The sequence below is a fragment of the Amycolatopsis camponoti genome (assembly GCF_902497555.1).
Taxonomy (GTDB): Bacteria; Actinomycetota; Actinomycetes; order Mycobacteriales; family Pseudonocardiaceae; genus Amycolatopsis; species Amycolatopsis camponoti.
Map to the genome: position 1 here is coordinate 3,859,866 of NZ_CABVGP010000001.1, position 18,321 is coordinate 3,878,186.

Annotated in this window: 13 protein-coding genes and 1 pseudogene; 8 read left to right on the plus strand and 6 right to left on the minus strand. The window is 71.3% G+C overall.

All coding sequences use genetic code 11. The features are described from left to right. A complete protein-coding gene (locus AA23TX_RS18310) occupies nucleotides 1-657 on the plus strand; it encodes a helix-turn-helix transcriptional regulator (protein WP_155543712.1) in 657 nt (218 codons plus the stop codon). Between the two features lie 45 nt (nucleotides 658-702). On the opposite strand, the pseudogene AA23TX_RS18315 reads toward AA23TX_RS18310, so the two are convergent. The 3 genes and pseudogenes from AA23TX_RS18315 to AA23TX_RS18325 form a co-directional block, all read right to left on the minus strand. Then, a pseudogene (locus tag AA23TX_RS18315) lies at nucleotides 703-1,434 on the minus strand (sulfite exporter TauE/SafE family protein); the annotation flags it as partial. Nucleotides 1,435-1,488: 54 nt separating this feature from the next. Then, complete coding sequence (locus tag AA23TX_RS18320) at nucleotides 1,489-2,616, minus strand: CU044_5270 family protein (RefSeq protein WP_196425370.1); 1,128 nt, start codon at nucleotides 2,614-2,616, stop codon at nucleotides 1,489-1,491. Continuing rightward, nucleotides 2,609-3,181 (minus strand): RNA polymerase sigma factor, encoded by a 573-nt coding sequence (locus AA23TX_RS18325; RefSeq protein WP_155543714.1) that lies wholly within the window; start codon nucleotides 3,179-3,181, stop codon nucleotides 2,609-2,611. Before AA23TX_RS18325 ends, AA23TX_RS18320 begins: the two co-directional genes overlap by 8 nt. 117 nt (nucleotides 3,182-3,298) lie before the next feature. Here AA23TX_RS18325 and AA23TX_RS18330 point away from each other — a divergent pair, with 117 nt between their 5' ends. The 3 genes from AA23TX_RS18330 to AA23TX_RS18340 all read left to right on the plus strand — a co-directional run bounded on the left by AA23TX_RS18330 (nucleotide 3,299) and on the right by AA23TX_RS18340 (nucleotide 9,543). Beyond that, complete coding sequence (locus tag AA23TX_RS18330; protein ID WP_155543715.1) at nucleotides 3,299-4,183, plus strand: serine hydrolase; 885 nt, start codon at nucleotides 3,299-3,301, stop codon at nucleotides 4,181-4,183. Between the two features lie 83 nt (nucleotides 4,184-4,266). Continuing rightward, the gene (locus AA23TX_RS18335; RefSeq protein ID WP_155544513.1) at nucleotides 4,267-5,310 is read left to right on the plus strand and encodes a LacI family DNA-binding transcriptional regulator; all 1,044 of its coding nucleotides are present in this window, start codon (nucleotides 4,267-4,269) and stop codon (nucleotides 5,308-5,310) included. Between the two features lie 153 nt (nucleotides 5,311-5,463). Further along, complete coding sequence (locus AA23TX_RS18340) at nucleotides 5,464-9,543, plus strand: beta-galactosidase (protein WP_155543716.1); 4,080 nt, start codon at nucleotides 5,464-5,466, stop codon at nucleotides 9,541-9,543. On the opposite strand, the gene AA23TX_RS18345 is transcribed toward AA23TX_RS18340, so the two are convergent. Further along, entirely contained in the window at nucleotides 9,524-10,231 is a 708-nt protein-coding gene (locus tag AA23TX_RS18345; protein WP_155543717.1) for a DUF6008 family protein, read from the minus strand. The genes AA23TX_RS18340 and AA23TX_RS18345 overlap by 20 nt on opposite strands. A gap of 110 nt (nucleotides 10,232-10,341) precedes the next feature. Continuing rightward, nucleotides 10,342-10,992, minus strand: coding sequence for a LysE/ArgO family amino acid transporter (locus AA23TX_RS18350; RefSeq protein WP_155543718.1), 651 nt, complete (start codon nucleotides 10,990-10,992; stop codon nucleotides 10,342-10,344). Between the two features lie 188 nt (nucleotides 10,993-11,180). On the opposite strand from AA23TX_RS18350, the gene AA23TX_RS18355 reads away from it, so the two are divergent. The 4 genes from AA23TX_RS18355 (at nucleotide 11,181) to AA23TX_RS18365 (ending at nucleotide 16,767) form a co-directional block, all read left to right on the plus strand. Further along, complete coding sequence (locus AA23TX_RS18355; RefSeq protein WP_155543719.1) at nucleotides 11,181-11,975, plus strand: SDR family NAD(P)-dependent oxidoreductase; 795 nt, start codon at nucleotides 11,181-11,183, stop codon at nucleotides 11,973-11,975. A 308-nt stretch (nucleotides 11,976-12,283) separates the two neighbouring features. Next, nucleotides 12,284-12,409, plus strand: coding sequence for a hypothetical protein (locus tag AA23TX_RS50760; RefSeq protein WP_277875398.1), 126 nt, complete (start codon nucleotides 12,284-12,286; stop codon nucleotides 12,407-12,409). 173 nt (nucleotides 12,410-12,582) lie between these two features. Further along, nucleotides 12,583-12,792 carry a hypothetical protein gene (locus tag AA23TX_RS18360; RefSeq protein WP_155543720.1) on the plus strand — a complete coding sequence of 70 codons (210 nt, stop codon included), beginning with the start codon at nucleotides 12,583-12,585 and terminating at the stop codon, nucleotides 12,790-12,792. Between the two features lie 45 nt (nucleotides 12,793-12,837). Next, nucleotides 12,838-16,767 carry a hypothetical protein gene (locus tag AA23TX_RS18365; RefSeq protein ID WP_155543721.1) on the plus strand — a complete coding sequence of 1,310 codons (3,930 nt, stop codon included), beginning with the start codon at nucleotides 12,838-12,840 and terminating at the stop codon, nucleotides 16,765-16,767. 25 nt (nucleotides 16,768-16,792) lie between these two features. On the opposite strand, the gene AA23TX_RS18370 is transcribed toward AA23TX_RS18365, so the two are convergent. Further along, entirely contained in the window at nucleotides 16,793-18,247 is a 1,455-nt protein-coding gene (locus AA23TX_RS18370; RefSeq protein ID WP_155543722.1) for a cellulose binding domain-containing protein, read from the minus strand. Between the last annotated feature and the right edge of the window lie 74 nt (nucleotides 18,248-18,321).

Below are 18,321 nucleotides of genomic sequence, written 5' to 3' on the forward strand. Positions count from 1 at the left end.
ATGCACAAGTCCCAGGCCGGCGCGCTCGCCGCGGTCGCGGCGCTCGACGAGCCGACGCGCCGGCGGCTGTACGAGTACGTCGTCCGGCGCCCGGAACCGGTGAGCCGCGACGACGTCGCTTCGGCTCTCGCCGTGCCGCGGGCGACCGTCGCCTTCCACCTGGACCGGCTGGTGGAGGAGCGGCTCCTGGTCGTCGAGTACGAGCGCCGCTCCGGCCGCACCGGGCCGGGCGCGGGCCGCCCGGCGAAGCTCTACCGCCGCTCCGACCGGCAGGTCAGCGTCTCGGTGCCCGAGCGGCACTACGAGCTGGCCGGCGAGCTCCTGGCGTCCGCCGTCGAGGAGGCCGACGCGACCGGCGGCCCGGCGCGCGAAATCCTGGCGCGGCGCGCCCGCGAGCACGGGGCCGAGGTGGCCGCCGGTGCCGCGGACGTCGTCGCCACGCTCGAGGAGCACGGGTTCGAGCCGCGCGTCGAAGGCGACGGGGTGCTGCTCGGCAACTGCCCGTTCCAGCGGCTGGCCCGGTCGCACCCGCGGCTGGTCTGCGAGATGAGCCTGGGGCTGGTCGAAGGCATGCTCGCCGGCGCGGGTGAGCACCGGCTGCGCGCCGGCCTCGATCCGCGGCCCGGCTCCTGCTGCGTGCGCCTCGCGCCCGCCTGAGCGAGGTGTTCGCGGGGGAACTGCTCGAGCCGGCGGCTTTCGCTTCTACCGGGGGAGGAACGGGAGGACGAAGAGGAAGGCGCCGAAGCCGACGAGGGCCGCCGAGGCGACGCGGTGGAGGTGGCGCCCGCGCAGTTTTCGCGCGAGGCGGGTGCCGAGCAGCGTGCCGGCGCCGGCCAGGACGCCGAGGACGCTGCCGAGTCCGAAGTGGACGGAGCCCTGTGCCGCGTAGCCGAGCGTCGCGAAGCCCACGAGCGGGAGCTGGATCAGCTGCCCGGCCGCGATCGTCGTCAGCGCGGGCACGCCGAGCGCGAGCAGCACCGGGACGAGCAGCACCGGCCCGCCCGTGCCGGTCAGCGCCGAGCCGAACCCGACGACCGCCCCGACCGCGACCGCGGCGGGCGCGGGCAGTTCGCGTGCTTCGCGGGGCCGTGCCCAGAGGTTGAAGGCGCCGGAGCCGGCGGTCACGGTGGCGAGGAACAGCCAGAGGACGGTCGCCGGGACGACGCCGTTGACGAGCGCGCCGGCCGCCGCGGCCGGTGCCGCGCCGAGGGTGAGCCGGCCGCCGAAGCGCCACGGCATGGCCTGGTGGCGCGCGTAGGCGGTGGTGCCGACGATCCCGGTGAAGAGGAAGCACCAGCTGCTGGTGCCCGCCGCGGTGTGGATGTCGAGCCCGGCGAGCCAGGTGAGCGCGGGCGGCAGGAGGACGCCGCCGATGCCGATCATGCCGATGAAGACACCGACCGGTACCGCGAGGAGCAGGACGGCCACCACGGACTCGACCGTAGCCGGTGGCCGGCCGGCACCCCGCTCCGGGCGCCGGCCGGTTCGCTACTTGGCCGGAACCTCGCCGATACGACCGGTGACCGCGGTCGTGATCGCGCTCGCGCCGAGCTCCGTGCCCGGCTTGATCCACTGCTCGTCCGGCTCCGCGCCCGCGATCGAGCGCTCGCCGACGAACTGGCCCGTCACCGGGTCGATGATCAGCTGGCGGATCTCGTGGCGGTCGTCGAGGCCGAGGGCGACGCCCGTGCGGCCGTCGAGGTTCGTCTCCGCGGCCAGGATCGTCATGCCCGGGATCTTCGCCAGCGCCCGGTACCACTGCGCCCGCAGGCCGGCCGGCATCTGCCCGGCGCGCAGGATCTCGATGCCGAAGTGGAACATCGCGCTGGGCGTCGAGCCGCGGCCCGCCGTCAGCGCCCGCAGCTTCGCGTACAGCGCGGCCGGGTCGTGCGGCAGCGTCGCGTAGAACGCCGGGCTGTCCCAGTCCGCCGGGTCGTCGCACTTCTTCGCCGGCTTCGACTTCGGGAAGAAGTCGCCGCAGCGGCCCTGCCACTGCCCCTGGTCGGTGTCCGTGATGTCCGGCTCCGGCGACTGGGACCGCGGCTGCGAACCGCCGAGGAACTTCCCGGTGTTCAGGATCTTGCGGTTCTCCTGCCAGACGTCGTGCGCGTCGGCGGGGATCCAGAGGTCGATCTGCTGCTCCCACAGGTACGTGTAGCCGGTCGCGTCCCCGGTCTGGACGCCGCGCCCGACCCACGTGTGCTCGCCGACGTACCGGAACTGCCCGGGACCGACGGGCTGGTCGACCGCGCCGACGCTGAGGTCGGCCGCCCGGTTCAGCACCTGCACCGCCGACATCAGCTTGATGTCGGGCCAGTTCGCGGTCGGGTTCCGGCTCGGGCCCGGGGTCGCGCTCGCGAGGGGGGACGGGCCGGCGGGCCCGGCGGTGGGCCCGGACGAACCGGTCTGGACGACGACGACCGTCACCGCGACCACCCCGGCCACGGCGGCGGCGACCGGCAGGGCGAACCGGCGGGTCCGCCTCGGCCGCAGCGGGACGACGGTCGATCCGGCGTCCAGTTCGGCCATCAGCCTCGCGCGGGCCGCGGACAGGTCGGCGGGTGCCGTGCGGGCGTCGCGGTGGAGCAGCTCGAGGGTTTCGTCGAGCTCAGGCATGGGGGTTCTCCTCGGTGGGGACGAGCTGGGCCTGGAGGCGGTGGCGGACGCGGTGCAGGCGCGAGCGGACCGTGCTGGCGGGCACGCCGAGCGCTTCGGCGACTTCGGCGGGTTCGAGCCCGGCCCAGGACGTGAGCAGCAGGACGTCCCGATCCTCTTCGGACAGCGCGGCGAGCGCGCCGGCGAGGAGGCGCAGGCGTGCGGCTGCGTCGACCCGGCCGGCCACCGCGGTGTCGTGGTTCTCTTCCGGGCGCTCTTCGGCGCCGGCCCGCGCCGTCAGCTGGAACCCGCGCACCTCGTGCCGCACGTGGTTGCGCAGCAGGTTGGTCGCGATCCCGTAGAGCCAGCCGCGGATCGGGGCCTTCTCGGGGTCGTAGCTGGCGCGTCTGCGCAGCGCGACGACGAACGTCTCCGCCACGAGGTCGTCGGCGGTGTGCGCGCCCACCCGGCCCGCGAGGTATCCGCGCAGGGGATGGGCGTACTCGTCGAAGAGCCGCGAGAAGACCTCTTTCGGATCCCGCGCGGCGAGGTCGGGCCGGTCGAGCCGTTCCACGATTCTGGTCACGGTACTGGTTGTCGCGACCCGCCGCTCGCGTCCCCGATCGCCCGGCCGGATGAGACGCAGGCCACATCCGGGCCCTTCCGGCCGAACAGGACCGGGGGCTGCGGACAAGAGCCGGGTATGCACAGGGGAAACGCGATGCTGCTGGCCGGGACCTGCGCCGGGGCGGTGGTGGCGATGCTCGTCGTGGCCTCGGCGGTCCGGCCGCCGGGCCCCGCGGCGGCGGCCGGACCGGCACTCGCGACCGCACCGTCGTACACCACGAGCGTGGCCACGACGGCGACTTCGGCGCCGCCGGAGACCTCGGCGAAGCGGCAGCCGGTGCCCGACGGCGCCTCGCTGGCGAAGCTGGTGCCCGGCAAGCTCAGCGTGCTGGTCCACGACCGCGAGAACGACCAGGACATCGTGTCCTACCGCCCGGACGCGACCTACACGTCCGCGTCGCTGGTCAAGCTGTTCATCGCGCTGGAAGCGCTGCGGCGGGGCGAGCCCGCCGACGAAGTCGCGGAGATGCTTTCGCGCAGCGACGACGACGTCGCGAGCCGGCTGTGGATGAAGCTCGGCGGCCCGGCGATCGTGACGTCGTGGGCGAAGCGGATCGGCTTGCGGTCGACGAGCCCGCCCGCCGACGCCGCGCACTGGGGCAGCACCCTCGTGACCGCCGCCGACCTCGTCCGCACCTACCGGTACCTGATGGACGAGGCCGGCGCGGGCACCCGGCAGATCGTCCTGCGCGCCCTCGACGGCGCCACCGAACACGGCGCGGACGGCTTCGACCAGTACTTCGGCATCCCGGACGCGGTCGAGGGCGCCGACTGGGCGGTGAAGCAGGGCTGGTCCTGCTGCGACCCGGGCCGCAACCTGCACACCAGCGGGCTCGTCGGCGGGCGCCGCTACATCGTCGTCGTGCTGACCGCCCAGCCCGCCGCCACGTCCTGGGCGAAGGCGTCGCAGAACGTCACCGCGGTCGTGAAAGCGCTCTCCGGCCCGCTGGGCCGGCCCTGACGCGCCCGGCGTCCGCCGGGAACGGCCCGTTCGGCGGTACGGTCTCGTCGGTGGTGACGCAGCACGAGGTGGAGGGGGCCAGGGTGGTGGACCGGGCGAAGCCGGGGGAGCAGGCCAGGACGGCGGCACCGGGACCGCGGCAGCCCAGCCTCGCCGACGTCGCCGGCATGGCCGGGGTGTCGCACATGACCGTTTCGCGCGTGGTGAACGAGAGCGGGCCGGTGCGCCCGGAGACCCGGGAGCGGGTCCTCGCCGCCGTGCACAAGCTCGGGTACCGGCCCAACACCGCCGCGCGGACGCTGGTGACCGGCCGGTCGGGCACCCTCGGCGTGGTGGCGCTGGAGTCGAACCTCTACGGGCCGGCGAGCACGCTGTACGGCATCGAGAACGCGGCGCGCGAAGCCGGCTACGGCGTCGCGATCTGCAGCGTCACGCGGCCCGGCCGGACCTCGATCGGCGACGCGGTGGAGAGCCTGCGGCGCCAGGCGGTCGAGGGGATCGTCGTCATCGCGCCGCACGTCACGGCCGGCCGCGCGCTGGCCGCGGTGCCCGGCGACATCCCGGTGGTGGCCGTCGGCGGTGGCGAGTCGGCGCCGGTGCCGGTGATCTCGGTCGACCAGTACGACGGCGCCCGCCGCGCCACCGAGCACCTCTTGGCGCTGGGGCACCGGACGGTCTGGCACGTCGCCGGGCCGGAGGACTGGCTGGAGGCCCGCGACCGTGAACGCGGCTGGCGCGAGACCCTGGAGCGGCGTGGCTTGCGGGTGCCGGCGGTCGTGCGCGGCGACTGGAGCCCGCGGTCGGGCTACGAGGCGGGCCGGTCACTGGTCGGCAAGCGCGGGCTGAAGGCGGTGTTCTCGGCCAACGACCAGATGGCGCTGGGCGTGCTGCGCGCGTTCACCGAGGCGGGGATCCGGGTGCCGGAGGACGTCCACGTCGCCGGCTTCGACGACGTCCCGGAGGCGGCGTACTTCAACCCGCCGCTGACGACGGTCCGCCAGGACTTCATCGAGGTCGGCCGGAAGACCTTCGGTCTCCTCGAGGACCGAATGGCGGGCGGCGACGTGCGGACGCGGCACCTCGTGCCGGCCGAGCTGATCGTGCGGGAGAGCACCGGCCCGCGCTGATGTCCGGTGGATGACCCGTTCGAGACAGCGGACCTGGACAGTTAGCGCTAACACTACCTCGGCACTGATCCATCTCGGTGTTGCATCTTGACCGCTTCTGTGTGGTTGCCAAAGGATCGTGTTCGGTTCAGTGCCGTTCCAGGAGGTCCCCGCATGCGTGCTTCGTTCCGGGCCTTGCTCGTCGCCCTGCTCGCCCTGGTCGGCGTGGTCGTCCCGCAGGCCACCGCGGCGCCGGTGCGGGCGGGACACACCGTCACCTACGACGGCTACTCATTCCTGGTCGACGGCAACCGGACCTATCTGTGGTCGGGGGAGTTCCACTCCTACCGCCTCCCGAGCCCCGACCTCTGGCTCGACATCTTCCAGAAGATGAAGGCCGCCGGGTTCAACTCGACGTCGCTCTACTTCGACTGGGGCTACCACTCGCCGCGTCCGGGCGTCTACGACTTCACCGGCGTCCGCGACCTCGACAAGCTCCTCGACGTGGCCCAGCAGGCCGGGCTCTACGTCATCGCGCGGCCCGGGCCGTACATCAACGCCGAGGTCGACGGCGGCGGCTTCCCGACCTGGCTGTCCACCACCCCCGGCCACACCCGCAGCGCCGACCCCGTCTACCTGAAGTACTCCGACGAGTGGCAGACGCAGATCGACCGGATCATCGCGCGTCACCAGCTGACGAACGGCACCGGCAGCGTGCTCGCCTACCAGGTCGAGAACGAGTACTACAACGGCAACGCCGACGGCCGCGCGTACATGAAGCACCTCGAGGACAAGGCCCGCGCCGACGGCATCACGGTTCCCTTGGTGGGCAACAACAACGGCACCTTCAACGCCGGTGAGGCCGCGCTCGACGTCGATGCCGCCGACTCCTACCCGCAGGGCTTCGACTGCTCCAACCCCACGCGCTGGAACGGCGTCCCCGACATCAGCTACGACCACGTGCCCGGCAAGCCGCTGATCACCGCCGAATTCCAAGGCGGCGCCTTCGACCCGTGGGGCGGCCCGGGCTACGAGAAGTGCGCGCAGCTGATCAACGACCAGTTCGCGAACGTCTTCTACAAGCAGAACATCGCGGTCGGCGCGACCGGCCAGAGCTTCTACATGCTGCACGGCGGCACGTCGTGGGGCTGGAGCGCGATCCCGCAGAACTACACGTCCTACGACTACGGCGCGGCGATCACCGAAGGCCGCCAGTTCGACCCGAAGTACAACGAGGACAAGCTGATCGGCTACTTCACGCAGTCGGTCGCCCCGCTGACCAAGACCGACGGGCTTGCCTCGGCGCCCCTGACCGACCCGGCGCTGACCGACACCGCCCGGATCAACCCGGACACCCGCACGCAGTTCCACACCCTGCGCCACACCGATTCGACGTCCACCGCCACGAACACCACGAGCCTCGCGCTCGACCTCGCCGCGCACGCCGGCTACACCTACGACGACCGCGCCGCCGAGGTCGGCTACACCGGCACCTGGAGCCACGTGGGGCCGGAGGTGAACTACACCGGCGGCGACTACCAGCACACCGAGTCGTTCTCGGAGGTCACTGGCGACGACGTCAGCATCCCCTTCACCGGGACCGGAATCCGCTGGGTGACCTCGAAGGACCCGAGCCACGGCATCGCCGACGTCTACCTCGACGACGCGAAGGTCAGTACCGTCGACCTCTACGCGACGAGCAAGCAGAACCAGGTCACCGGCTACGAGGTCCGCGGCCTGCCCGCCGGCGCGCACACGCTCAAGATCGTCGTCACCGGGCAGAAGAACACGAACGCGACCGGGCCGTTCGTCGTCGTGGACGCCGTCGACCTGCTGTCGGGCAGCAGCGACTACTACCCGGTCGTCCCGCAGCAGCCCGGCACCGGGATCACGCTGAACGGCCGTCAGTCGAAGATCGTCGTCGCCGGGTACGACCTCGGGCAGACCCGGATGCAGTATTCGACGTCGGAGGTCATGACGAACGCGGCCATCGGCGGCCGTGACGTCGCCGTCCTCTACGGAGACAAGGGCGGGCCGGGCGAAACCGTCTTGCGGTTCGCGAAGCAACCGTCCGTGCAGGTGCTCGGCGGCAGCGCGACGTCCACTTGGGACGCCGCTCGTGGCGACCTACGGCTGAACTACACCCACGACGGCCTGGCGCGCGTGCTCGTCACCGCACCCGGACAGCGGCCGCTGCTCCTCTTGCTCGCGGATAAGGCGACGGCGGCGACCTTCTGGCGCCAGGACACCGCGGCGGGCCCGGTGCTGGTCCGCGGAACGCACCTGGTGCGGACCGCGGCCGACGACCACGGGACCCTGGCCTTGACCGGTGATATCGGCACCGACGGTGCCTTCGAGGTCTTCAGCGCCGCGAAGTCGTTGTCGTGGAAAGGATCCCGGGTCGCGACCCAGCCGACGTCGAGTGGCAGCCTCACCGCCACCGCACCGACGGCCAAGGCCGTGACGCTGCCCGCGCTGAGCGGGTGGAAGCACCAGCAGGAGTCCCCGGAGAGCCAGCCCGGCTTCGACGACTCGGCGTGGCCGGTGGCCGACAAGGACACGTCGAACAGCTCGACGGCGCTCGGCACGAAACCGGTGCTCTTCGCCGACGACTACGGCTTCCACACCGGCAACACGTGGTACCGCGGCCGGTTCGCGAGCGACGGCAAGCAGACCGGGATCACGCTGTCGAGCCAGAGCGGCGGCCCGGCCGGCGCGTTCTCGGCGTGGCTCAACGGCGTCTTCCTCGGCAGCTCGACCGATCCGCAGCACACATTCGGCTTCCCGGCCGGTTCGGTGCGTCCGGGCGACAACGAGATTTCCGTGCTGACCGTGAACATGGGCCACGAAGAGGACTACGGCGCGAACAACGGGAACAAGGCCGCACGCGGGCTCACCTCCGCGCGGCTGACCGGGTCGCCGCTGACGTCGGTGACCTGGCGGCTGCAGGGCGTCCGCGGCGGCGAGACCGGCCTCGACCCGGTCCGTGGCCCGCTCAACACCGGCGGGCTGTACGGCGAGCGGGCGGGCTGGTCGCTGCCCGGCTTCCCCGACGGGCGCTGGACCTCGACGACGCTGCCGGCGAAGGACACCACGCCGGGCGTGTCCTGGTATCGCACCACCGCGGATCTCGACCTGCCGCGCGGTCAGGACACCTCGCTCGGCCTGACGATCACCGACGATCCGGCTCGCCAGTACCGGGCGCTGCTCTTCGTCAACGGCTGGCAGCTCGGCCAGTACGTCAACTACCTCGGGCCGCAGCACAGCTTCCCGATCCCGAACGGGATCCTGAACCCGAACGGCCACAACACCATCGCCGTCGCGGTGTGGAACCTCGACGGCAGCACGGGCGGCCTCGGCAAGATCGCGTGGACGAACTACGGCAGCTACCGCTCGCCGCTCACCGCCAGGCAGAACGCCTCGCCGGGCTACGACCCCGGGCGGTACGCGATGCCGGCGGCACCGACGGCGGCCGTGTCGCTGACCGCGCCGGACACCGTGACGGGCGGGCAGCGGTTCACCGCGTCGGCGACCGTGCGGGTGCCCGCGGGCGCGCCGCCGGCGTTCGACGTGAAGCCGGTGCTGACCGCGCCGGCCGGGTGGACGGTCGGGGCGGCCTCCCCGCCTTCGGTGGCCAAGATCGACGGCGGGAAGTCGGCGAGCTTCACCTGGCCCGTCACCGCGCCCTCCACAGTGGATACTTCCGCGCTGAAGGTGACGGTGGCTTACCGGCAGGCCGGACGGCCGGGATCGGCGGCGGACGAGCGGATCGTCGGCGCGGTGCCGCCCGCCCCACCGGCCGGGCAGGTGGCCGTCAGCTCGCTGCCGTTCCTGACGGCGACGAACGGCTGGGGCCCGGTCGAGCGCGACACGAGCAACGGCGAAGCGAGCGCGGGCGACGGCAAGCCGATGACCATCGGCGGGGTGGCGTACGCGAAGGGCCTGGGCGCCCACGCGGCGAGCGACGTCCAGCTCTACCTGGCGGGTTCGTGCAGCCGGCTGACGGCCTCGGTCGGGGTCGACGGCGAGACCGGCACCGGGGGGAGCGTGAGCTTCAGCGTCTCGGTGGACGGCGCGACCCGGGTGACGACGCCGGTGGTCAGGGGCGGCCAGGCGGCCGTGCCGATCGACGTCGACGTCACCGGGGCCCAGGTCCTGGACCTGCTGGTGTCCGACGGCGGCGACGGCAACGGCAACGACCACGCGGACTGGGCGCTGCCGACGCTGACCTGTGCTACGCCGCCTGCCGGGTGAGCTCCGGGACGGGCCGGACGAAGAACGTCGCCCGGACCTCCCGGCGTTCGCGCCACAGGTGGTACAGCGCCAGGCCGAAGATGATCGAGCCGATCACGTTCGCGACGAAGTGCCACCACACGCGGTAGGTCGTCAGCCCGATGCCCGGGTCGACGAGCCCGAAGAACGTCGACAGCCCGATCGCCCGGGGCGCGCCGAACGCGATCGACAGCGTCAGGACCAGGTGTTCGAGCCCGTGCAGCCCCTGCATCCAGACGCCCATCTTCGCCCAGCGGCGGGCGCGCGTGCCGAGTGCACGCCGCGTGATCACCATGACCCCGGCGAGCCCGGCGAGGAAGATGAAGTTGCCGGTGAGGTGCAGCAACTCCATCCCGAACGTCTTGCGGCTGGGCAGGAGCACCTGCAGGCCGTTCGCGAGGCCGGTGCCCCACGGCGTCATCCACGCGGGAGAGTTCGGGTGCCCGAGCCAGTAGCCGACCTGCGCGATGTGCTCCTGGACGTGCCCGAGCTGCCCGAGCACGCCGACGCCGATCACCGCGACCGAGCCGCGGTACACCCACGGCCGCACCGGCCCCCGGTTCGCGTACGCCAGCACCCCGACCGCCGCCCACATGGCCAGCGCCCAGAGCACCAGCAGTGTCGCGCCCGCGACGTCCCAGCCGGACATCGCCCCCATCGGCATCGTCATGGCCGCCTCCCGTCCACGTCCCGCCCAGGCTAGCCGCGGAACCGGCCGCCGAACGTCTTCCACCGTGCGGCCGGAACCGGACAAACCGTTGCATGGCAAGGGTTTCCGGGCTAGGCGAGGACAAGTCGGACGGCCAGGGCGGTGATCACCGCGCTCGACACCAGTGCCGTCACCAGGCGGCCGCGCGGTCCGGTGAGCACCCGCCCGAGCAGGGCTCCGCCGCCGGCCAGCAGCGCTTGCCAGCTCGCCGAGGCGGCGAACGCGGCGAGCACGAACACGACCTGCTCGGGCACGGACACCGCGGTGCCGGCGCGGTCGCCGACGACCAGGGCGGTGAAGTAGACGACCGTCGTCGGGTTCACCAGCGTGATGCCGAGCAGGCTGACGTAGGCGCGGCCGGGCGTGAGCGGCGTCACGGGCCGGGCGGCGGCGTCGCGGTGGGTCCGCAGGGCCAGGACGGCGCCCCGGACGGCCAGTACGACCAGGATCCCGGCCGAGACCAGCCGCAACGGCCCGGCGACCGGCGTGACGAGGCCCGCGATCGCGGCCCCGCCGAGCACCGCCACCAGCGCGTACCCGCCGTCGGCCGTGGCGACGCCGAGAGCGGCGGCCAGGCCGGTCCGCAGCGATGTGCGGGCGGTGAGCGCGACGAGGTAGGTCGCGACGGCACCGACCGGGATCGCGATGCCGTAGCCGGCCAACAGGCCGGCGAGCAGCGCGCCGGTCACGGCGCTGGGGTGATCGACCTCCGCGGACGGCACGGCTGCTGCTGGACCGGCGCGGTGGTCGCGGCGACGGTCGGCAGGAGCGGAGTGCGGTAGGAGATCATGGGCCGATGGTGTCCTCGGCGGCCCCGGTGCGGCAACCGGATTTTCCAGCCGGTGCGCCGCGGGCAGCTGTGCTTGAATCGGCCCGGGCGAGGGGCCGGCGCGAGAAAGGGTTTTCACGAATGCGGGTCGACCTGAGCGGGAAGACGGCCCTGGTCACGGGGTCCACCGGGGGCATCGGCTCGGCGATCGCGGCGGGACTCGCCGCGGCCGGCGCGCGGGTCGCGATCAACGGCCGCAGCGACACCGGCGTCGCCAAGGCGATCGCGCGCTTGAGGGAGGACGTGCCGGACGCCGACCTGGTGGCGGCCCCGGGCGACGTCTCGGAGGAGGCCGGCGCGGCGCAGGTCGTCGAGGCGGTGCCCGACGCCGACATCCTCGTCAACAACCTCGGCATCTTCGGCGCCCAGGAGCCCCTCGACATCACCGACGCCGACTGGCGGCGCTACTTCGAGGTCAACGTCCTGGCGGCGGTGCGGCTCACCCGCGCCTACCTGCCCGGCATGACCGGGCGCGGCTGGGGCCGGATCCAGTACATCGCCAGCGACTCCGCGATCGTGATCCCGGCCGAGATGATCCACTACGGGGTGTCGAAGACGGCGCTGCTCGGGGTCTCGCGCGGCTTCGCCAAGCACGCGGCGGGCACCGGCGTCACGGTCAACGCCGTGATCGCGGGCCCGACGCACACCGCCGGCGTCGAAGACTTCGTCTACGAGCTGGTCGACAAGGACCTGCCGTGGGACGAGGCCCAGCGCGAGTTCATGCAGAAGCACCGGCCGCAGTCGTTGCTGCAGCGCCTGATCGAGCCCGAGGAGATCGCGAACCTGGTGGTCTACCTGAGTTCGACGTTCGCCTCGGCGACGACGGGCGCGGCCGTGCGCGTCGACGGCGGGTACGTCGACTCGATCGTTCCCTGACGCGGGACCCGTTCCCGCCCGGGCGCACGGGGGAGGCCCGGGAGGGAACGGGAGTTTTGGGGCCGGTACGGGGGCCGCCTCGCGGCGGAAGGCACGACACGGCTCCTGCGTTACCGGTATTCCGTGAAGGCAAGGGGTGAGGCCCGGGGGCACCGCCGTACCGACACCCTCTACAACGCTTCGCCGGGTCTGGTGTTCCGCGGCCGGGGGTGACGTGCGTCGCGGCCATCCGGGGTACCCCGCGCAGGGGTCGCCCGGACGTGCGTGCGGACTGTCCCGATCGGCCCGCGTGGTTCATGATCGACTTCATGGACCACATCGAGACACCGGCGAAACCCGTCCTGGCCCTGCGCCGGGTACTCCTGGCCGTGGCGGCGGGCGCGTTGCTCGCCGCTACGGCTTGGGTGGCGCTCTGGCTGGCCATGCACCTGTAGCCGGCGAGTCTCGTCGCGACTCGTCGCATCGCGCTTCGATCCGGGTCCGCCGACCTGGGGGAACATGCGGCCCGCGCACTCTCTCGTGGCAACTGGGTGTTGATCTTCCGTGCGGCCCGAAGGTGGGTTCCGCGCCGACCGGGCGCACCCACCCACCAGGCCGAGGGGTCCCCATGCTTTCCTGGATCGTCACGTGGTGCACCGTCTTGTTCACCGCTCTGCTGGGTAGCTCCGGCTACGTCGCGGTCTTCGTGCGGGACGCCGCCCAGCGTGCCGACGCCTACCGGGTCCTCAAGCTCCTCACCGGGATCATCGCCGGAGCCGGAGGTGGGGGAGGCCTGCTGCAGCTGGTGGTGAAGCTGCACGGCCTGGGCCCTTGGTGACCGGCTCTCGCGCGGCAGGGGCCGCCCGGGCGACAATGGTCCACGATGAGTGGCGGGGAGAACGATCCGAGACGGCGGCGCAGGCCGGCCGGCCGGCCACAGCTGCCGCCGGGCCCGCTGCGCGAGCTGAAGAACTTCGTTTACGAGCTCTACCTGCTCGCGGACCTCCCGACGCTGGACACGATAGCCGGGTGGATCGCGGCGGACGACGATCTGGCCGCGGCCCCGGACCGCACGACGGCCGGCCGGATCATCAGCGGTCCGAGACTGCCGGCATCACACCTGGACGTGGTGGCCGTCGTCATCGTTCTGGCTCGGGCAGCCGGCGTCGATGCGGTGCGCGCGGCCGGTCAGGCACGAGAACTCTGGCATGCGGCGTCGCTGGCTCCGTCGATCGGCAAGCCGCTCGCCGAGATCACCGATCCGTTCGCGCTCGAAGTGCACCGCCCGATCACCTTTGACGATGCCCACGGCTTGCCGGGCCTGCCGCCCTACATCCGGCGCCCTCATGACGACCGGCTGGCGGAGGTCATAGCACGGGCGATGGGCGGCGAGAGCGCGATCGCCGTACTCGTCGCCGGCTCTTCGGCGGGCAAGACGAGAACCTGCTGGGAAGCGCTGGAGCCGTTGCGGACGGCCGGGGGATGGCGGTTGTGGCACCCGTTCGACCCGGGGCGGTCCGAAGCCGCTCTGAAAGGGCTGGACCAGGTCGGCCCGCGGACCGTGGTGTGGCTCAACGAGACCCAGGAGTACTGCAAGGGCGAGCACGCCGAGGGAGTGGCAGCCAAGATCCGGAGCATGCTGGCCGATCCGAGCCGGGCACCCGTGCTGGTGCTGGGGACCCTGTGGCCCGAGCACCACGCCGACCTCACGCAGAACCCCGGTGCCCAGATCCAGCAGGTGCTGGACGGCGCCGTCATCGAGGTGCCGGAGGCCTTCGGCACCGCCGAGCTGGAAGTCCTGAAGAAGTCCACCCCGGACGACGACCGCCTCGCGTGGGCAGCCGCGCACGCGGCGGACGGTCAGATCACGCAGTGGCTGGCCGGTGGGCCCGCCTTGATCGAGCGGTTCGCCACGGTGGGCCCGGTGGAGAAGGCGTTCATCCAGGTTGCGATGGACGCAGTTCGGCTGGGACACCGGAATGCCCTTCCGCACGCGCTGCTCGTGCAAGCGGTCGAGGCTTACCTGACCGACACGCAGCGCAGCTCGCTCAAAAAGGGGTGGGAAAAGAGAGCCCTCGCCAGGATCGCCGAGCCGTGCAAGGGCGCACCGGGGCCGGTCACCCCGATCCCCCAGCGCGTGAACGGTCGCGACCGGCGGCGGCCCAGGACGCCGAAGTCGGGCGAACTCCTGTTCCGGCTGGCCGACTACCTTGATCAATACTCCCGGAAGCACCGCGCCGATCGGATACCGCCCATCGGGTTCTGGACAGCCGCGGTGGCGTCGGCGGGATCGCAGAGCCTGGCCGCCCTCGCCATTTCGGCGTGGAACCGTGGGCTGTACCGAGATTCCGTGGCGCTCAACAAGGAAGCGGTGCGTCGCGGCAGCACCTTCGCCGGAGTCTCGATCATCGACCGGATGAACACAGTGCATCCCGGCGACCTCCGCGGTGCCGAGTGGGTCGTGGAGAACGTTCCACTCGACTCCCCGTACGGCGTGGCGAGGATCCTGGAACGGATCCGCGCGATCGGGACCGAGGACCTATGTCATGCGGCCGCAGCGCGGGTGGCCGCGGGTGTTTCCTTGGTCGCGGGCGCGGGCTTCGGTGCAGTTCTACACAGACTGCAGGAGGCGGGGGACGCGGCCTCGGTCGGCGTATTTCTGGCGCGTGATCCCGCCTCCGTGGTTGCCCTGGAAAGCGCGCGTGAGATCACGCTTTTCCTACAAGCCCTGCAGGCTGCGGGTGCTGGCGAGCAGATCACCAGTCTACTGGGGCGGGACCCCGCTTCCCACGTGGCATTGGACCAGCCCTCCAGCGGCGCCGGGGAATTGATCGTATTGTTCCGGGCCATCGGCGCGGAAGAGCAAATGCACAAGCTGGCTGAGCGCGTCGCGACAGAGTCACCGCTGAACCGTGCCTTCGACGTGGCTGGGATGCTGGAGAACCTGTCCGGAGCGGGTTGCGCCGATCAGGTCTGCACCCTGCTGTCCCGGAATCCGGCTGCTCAGGTCGCAGTGGACCGGGGCGTGCCGACGGCCAGGCTCCTGCTGCGGCTGGCCGATTTGGGGGCGGCCGAGCAGGTCGCGACGCTCGCTGAGCGCGCCGCGGCGGGTTCGCGCGTCGACGAACCAAGGGAGGTCACTGCACTGCTGGAGGCGTTGCGGACGGTGGGTGAGAATGAGTGCCTGGCTGTAGTGCTGTCCCGCGACCCCGGCTCGGCGGTTTCGTTGAACAGCCCGATGTCACTGGGTTCGCTGATATCGCAGCTTGTCGAGCTCGGTGCCCGGGAGCAAGCCGCCATTCTGGCCAGACGGGCAGCCGGGGGCGCGCCGCTGTCTGACTGGGTCCAGGTCAATCACCTGCTGGATATCTTGCGCCGGATTCGTGCGCACGACGAGTTGCGGGTGCTGCTGGAACGTGACTTCGTGTCCGTCGACGACGTGACGAGCTGGTGGGGCGCAGGAGGGTTGCTGAAGCGGTTACACGATCTCGGAGTCCGTGACCGGGTCGTCGCACTGGCCACCCGGATCGCGGAGGAAGCGAAGCTCGATGATGCCGATAACGTAGCGTACAACTTGGACTGCCTCGAAGCGGTTGGCGCCGTCGACCAGGTCGGCGCTTTACTGAGGCGCGGTCCAGAAGGCCTCGTGTCCCTGGGGAATCCGCTCGGTTTGGCCAAATTGCTGGAGAAGCTGCAGCAACTCGGCACGCGGACACAGGTCGAGCTGCTGGCTGGTCGGGCGGCTTCGGGAGCGCCGCTCGACAATCCATTTCGGATCAGTGCGTTAGCCGACCGGTTCGCCGACCTTGGCCTGACAGTGCAGCTCGAGGTGTTCCTCGATCGGCTGCCGGCGTCTTCGGCGTCAGTGAAGGGAAACCTCAGTCACGTCAGGAGCCTTCTGCGGACGTTGCGTCGGGTCGGGCGAGCCGATCAGGCCGCCGAGCTGATCGACCGGCTGGTCAACGAACGTGGCGGCGAGCAAGCCGGCTCGGTGCAGGCCAAATTGGTGGAGATATTGTTCGAAGCGGGAGCCATCGACAAGATGACCGAGCTGCTGGCAAACGAGCCCGGAGCGCATGTGGATATCACCGATCCGACGGCCGTGAAGGATCTATTGTCGGAGCTTCAGGTCGTCGGCGCCGAAGATCAGCTTCGACTCCTCCTCTCCCGCGAGCCGGCGGCCCATGCAGATGTGGAGCGGCCACGAGCCGTTGTGAACCTCTGTACGACGCTGAGCTCGGTCGGTGCCGACGGCCAAGCCGCGAAACTTGCGGCCCGGGCTGCAGCGGAATCTCCGTTGCGAGATGCGTCCGGGGTGGGCCTACTGCTTGCGCACATGAGAAGAGTGGGAGCGACAGGCGACGAAGCGAGGCTGCTGGCCCGTGAGCCCGCGCGGCATGTGGAGATCGGGAGGCACGAGAACGCGGCTTTCCTCCTGAAGAAACTGCACGAATTGGAGTCCGACGACCAGGTGCAGGTGCTCGCCGACCGGATCGCGGCCGAAACGTGGCTCGGCTACCCGGACGCGGTCACGGGAGTTCTGGAAGCTCTGCGCTCGGTCGGTGCCGACGCCCAGGCGACGTTGCTGGAAGAAAGGTGCCGGGCGGCCTACCTTTCCGACGAGGACTGGACGCCGCCGGTGCTGATGGCGACCGAGGCTGCCGTGGTCGGGGTCACCTCGGTGGACCGGTTGCCGGCGGCGGGGAAGTTCGACCGTTTCCTCGAAACAGGGGACAACGCCGCCCGGTTCCGGTTCGGGCGGGAGCCGGACGGTGCTCCCGCCGAACCGTGGACCTGGGATGACCTGGCCTGAGCCGGCACTCCAGCGGTGAGAGGCGCTAGGGCGTGACCGGGATGTTCGTCAGTCCCGACGTCGCGTTCGTGACCGTGTTGGACGCGTACACCACGTTCGGGTTGGCCGCGCACTTCGACACCGAGCTGATCTTGATGGCGTAGGCGCCGACGCCGCCGAGGTCGGACTTGTTGCCGCGCCACACGTTGCCGCAGCCGTTGTCGAACGACGGGGACGTGCTCGTGTTGTGGTTCTCGTACCCGTTGGCGAACACCCCCGGCGAGGAGAACGTGCCCGTGTTGTTCTCGATCGTGTAGCCGATGCCCTTGACGTCGATCCAGGAGTCCGCCGAGTTCTCGCCGGAGATGCCGCGGCCGTCGAAGGTGTTGCCGCGGATCAGCCCGTTGAACGTGCCTTCCTTGACGTCGATGGGCTCGGCCGCGATGAACGGGCCGATGTGGTTGTCCAGCACCTGGATCCGGTCACCGCGGTCGACGCCGCCGGAGTTGCCGTGGCAGGCCCAGTTCGAGTTGGCCGAGCCGAGGTAGACGCCTTCGCCGTAGCCGGGCTGCACCAGCCCGGTGTAGGTGATCGTCGAGTTCTTCAGCACGCTGTCGGCCGACGAGCGGCGGAAGTGGATCGCTTCCTCGTCGACGTGGTTGACGTTCACGCCGTCGATCGTCGTGTGCGGCGAGTTGTCCACGACGATGCCCTTCTTGGACTCCTGCACGGTGAAGCCTGTCAGGTTCCAGTACGGCGCGCCGGAGAGCCACAGACCGTAGCCGGAGTCCCAGCCCGCCGTCGGCGCCGGACAATCGGGGGCGTCACCCGACGGGCCGTCGTTGATCAGGACGGCGTTCGCCGGGCCCGACAGCGTGATCGGCTTCGCGGCGGTGCCGGCCTCGGTCGTGACGAACGAGCCGCGGTAGGTGCCGGCCGCGAGCTTGATCGCCTGACCGGGTGTCGCGTTCGCCAGTGCGGCCTGCAGCTGGGCGGCCGTCGAGACGTTCACGGTGTCCCCGGCGGGCGGTGGCGTGGTGGTGGTCGTCGGTGGCGGAGTCGTGGTGGTCGTCGTAGGTCTCGTGGTGACCGGGCCGCCGCCCGCACAGGGGAGGCCGTCCACCGTGCAGCCGGAGGGCAGTCCGGAACCCGTGACGTTGAAGCCGAACTTCGCGGTGGCGCCGGGCTTGACCGTGCCGTTGAAGCCGGCGTTGGCGAACTTGTAGTGCTGCCCGGTCTGCGTCTTGACCGAACTCCACGAGCTGCTCACCGCCGTGCCGGTGGGCAGGTCGAACTCGACGGTCCAGCCGGTGGAGGGGGCGTCGCCGCGGTTGGCGATCGTGTACTCGCCGCCGTAGCCGCCGGTCCAGACCGACGTCCGGGCGAAACCGGCGGACAGGTTCGCCGCGGCGGCTTGCGCGGTGGTCACCGCACCGGTCAGCGCGAGTGCGGCGGAAACGGTGGCGGCGCCGAGGAAAACGGCACGACTTCGTGGGGACACCGATGGCCTCCGGAAAAGGGACAGCGGAGGTGTTGCGGCGGACACCCGGACTTTCCCTTTATAGGTCAAGGATG

Coding starts and splice junctions, on each gene's coding strand:
- AA23TX_RS18345 (WP_155543717.1), bottom strand. CDS start 10,231: ATGACGATGCCGATGGGGGCGATGTCCGGCTGGGACGTCGCGGGCGCG.
- AA23TX_RS18365 (WP_155543721.1), top strand. CDS start 12,838: ATGAGTGGCGGGGAGAACGATCCGAGACGGCGGCGCAGGCCGGCCGGC.
- AA23TX_RS18320 (WP_196425370.1), bottom strand. CDS start 2,616: ATGCCTGAGCTCGACGAAACCCTCGAGCTGCTCCACCGCGACGCCCGC.
- AA23TX_RS50760 (WP_277875398.1), top strand. CDS start 12,284: ATGGACCACATCGAGACACCGGCGAAACCCGTCCTGGCCCTGCGCCGG.
- AA23TX_RS18355 (WP_155543719.1), top strand. CDS start 11,181: ATGCGGGTCGACCTGAGCGGGAAGACGGCCCTGGTCACGGGGTCCACC.
- AA23TX_RS18360 (WP_155543720.1), top strand. CDS start 12,583: ATGCTTTCCTGGATCGTCACGTGGTGCACCGTCTTGTTCACCGCTCTG.
- AA23TX_RS18310 (WP_155543712.1), top strand. CDS start 1: ATGCACAAGTCCCAGGCCGGCGCGCTCGCCGCGGTCGCGGCGCTCGAC.
- AA23TX_RS18340 (WP_155543716.1), top strand. CDS start 5,464: ATGCGTGCTTCGTTCCGGGCCTTGCTCGTCGCCCTGCTCGCCCTGGTC.
- AA23TX_RS18330 (WP_155543715.1), top strand. CDS start 3,299: ATGCACAGGGGAAACGCGATGCTGCTGGCCGGGACCTGCGCCGGGGCG.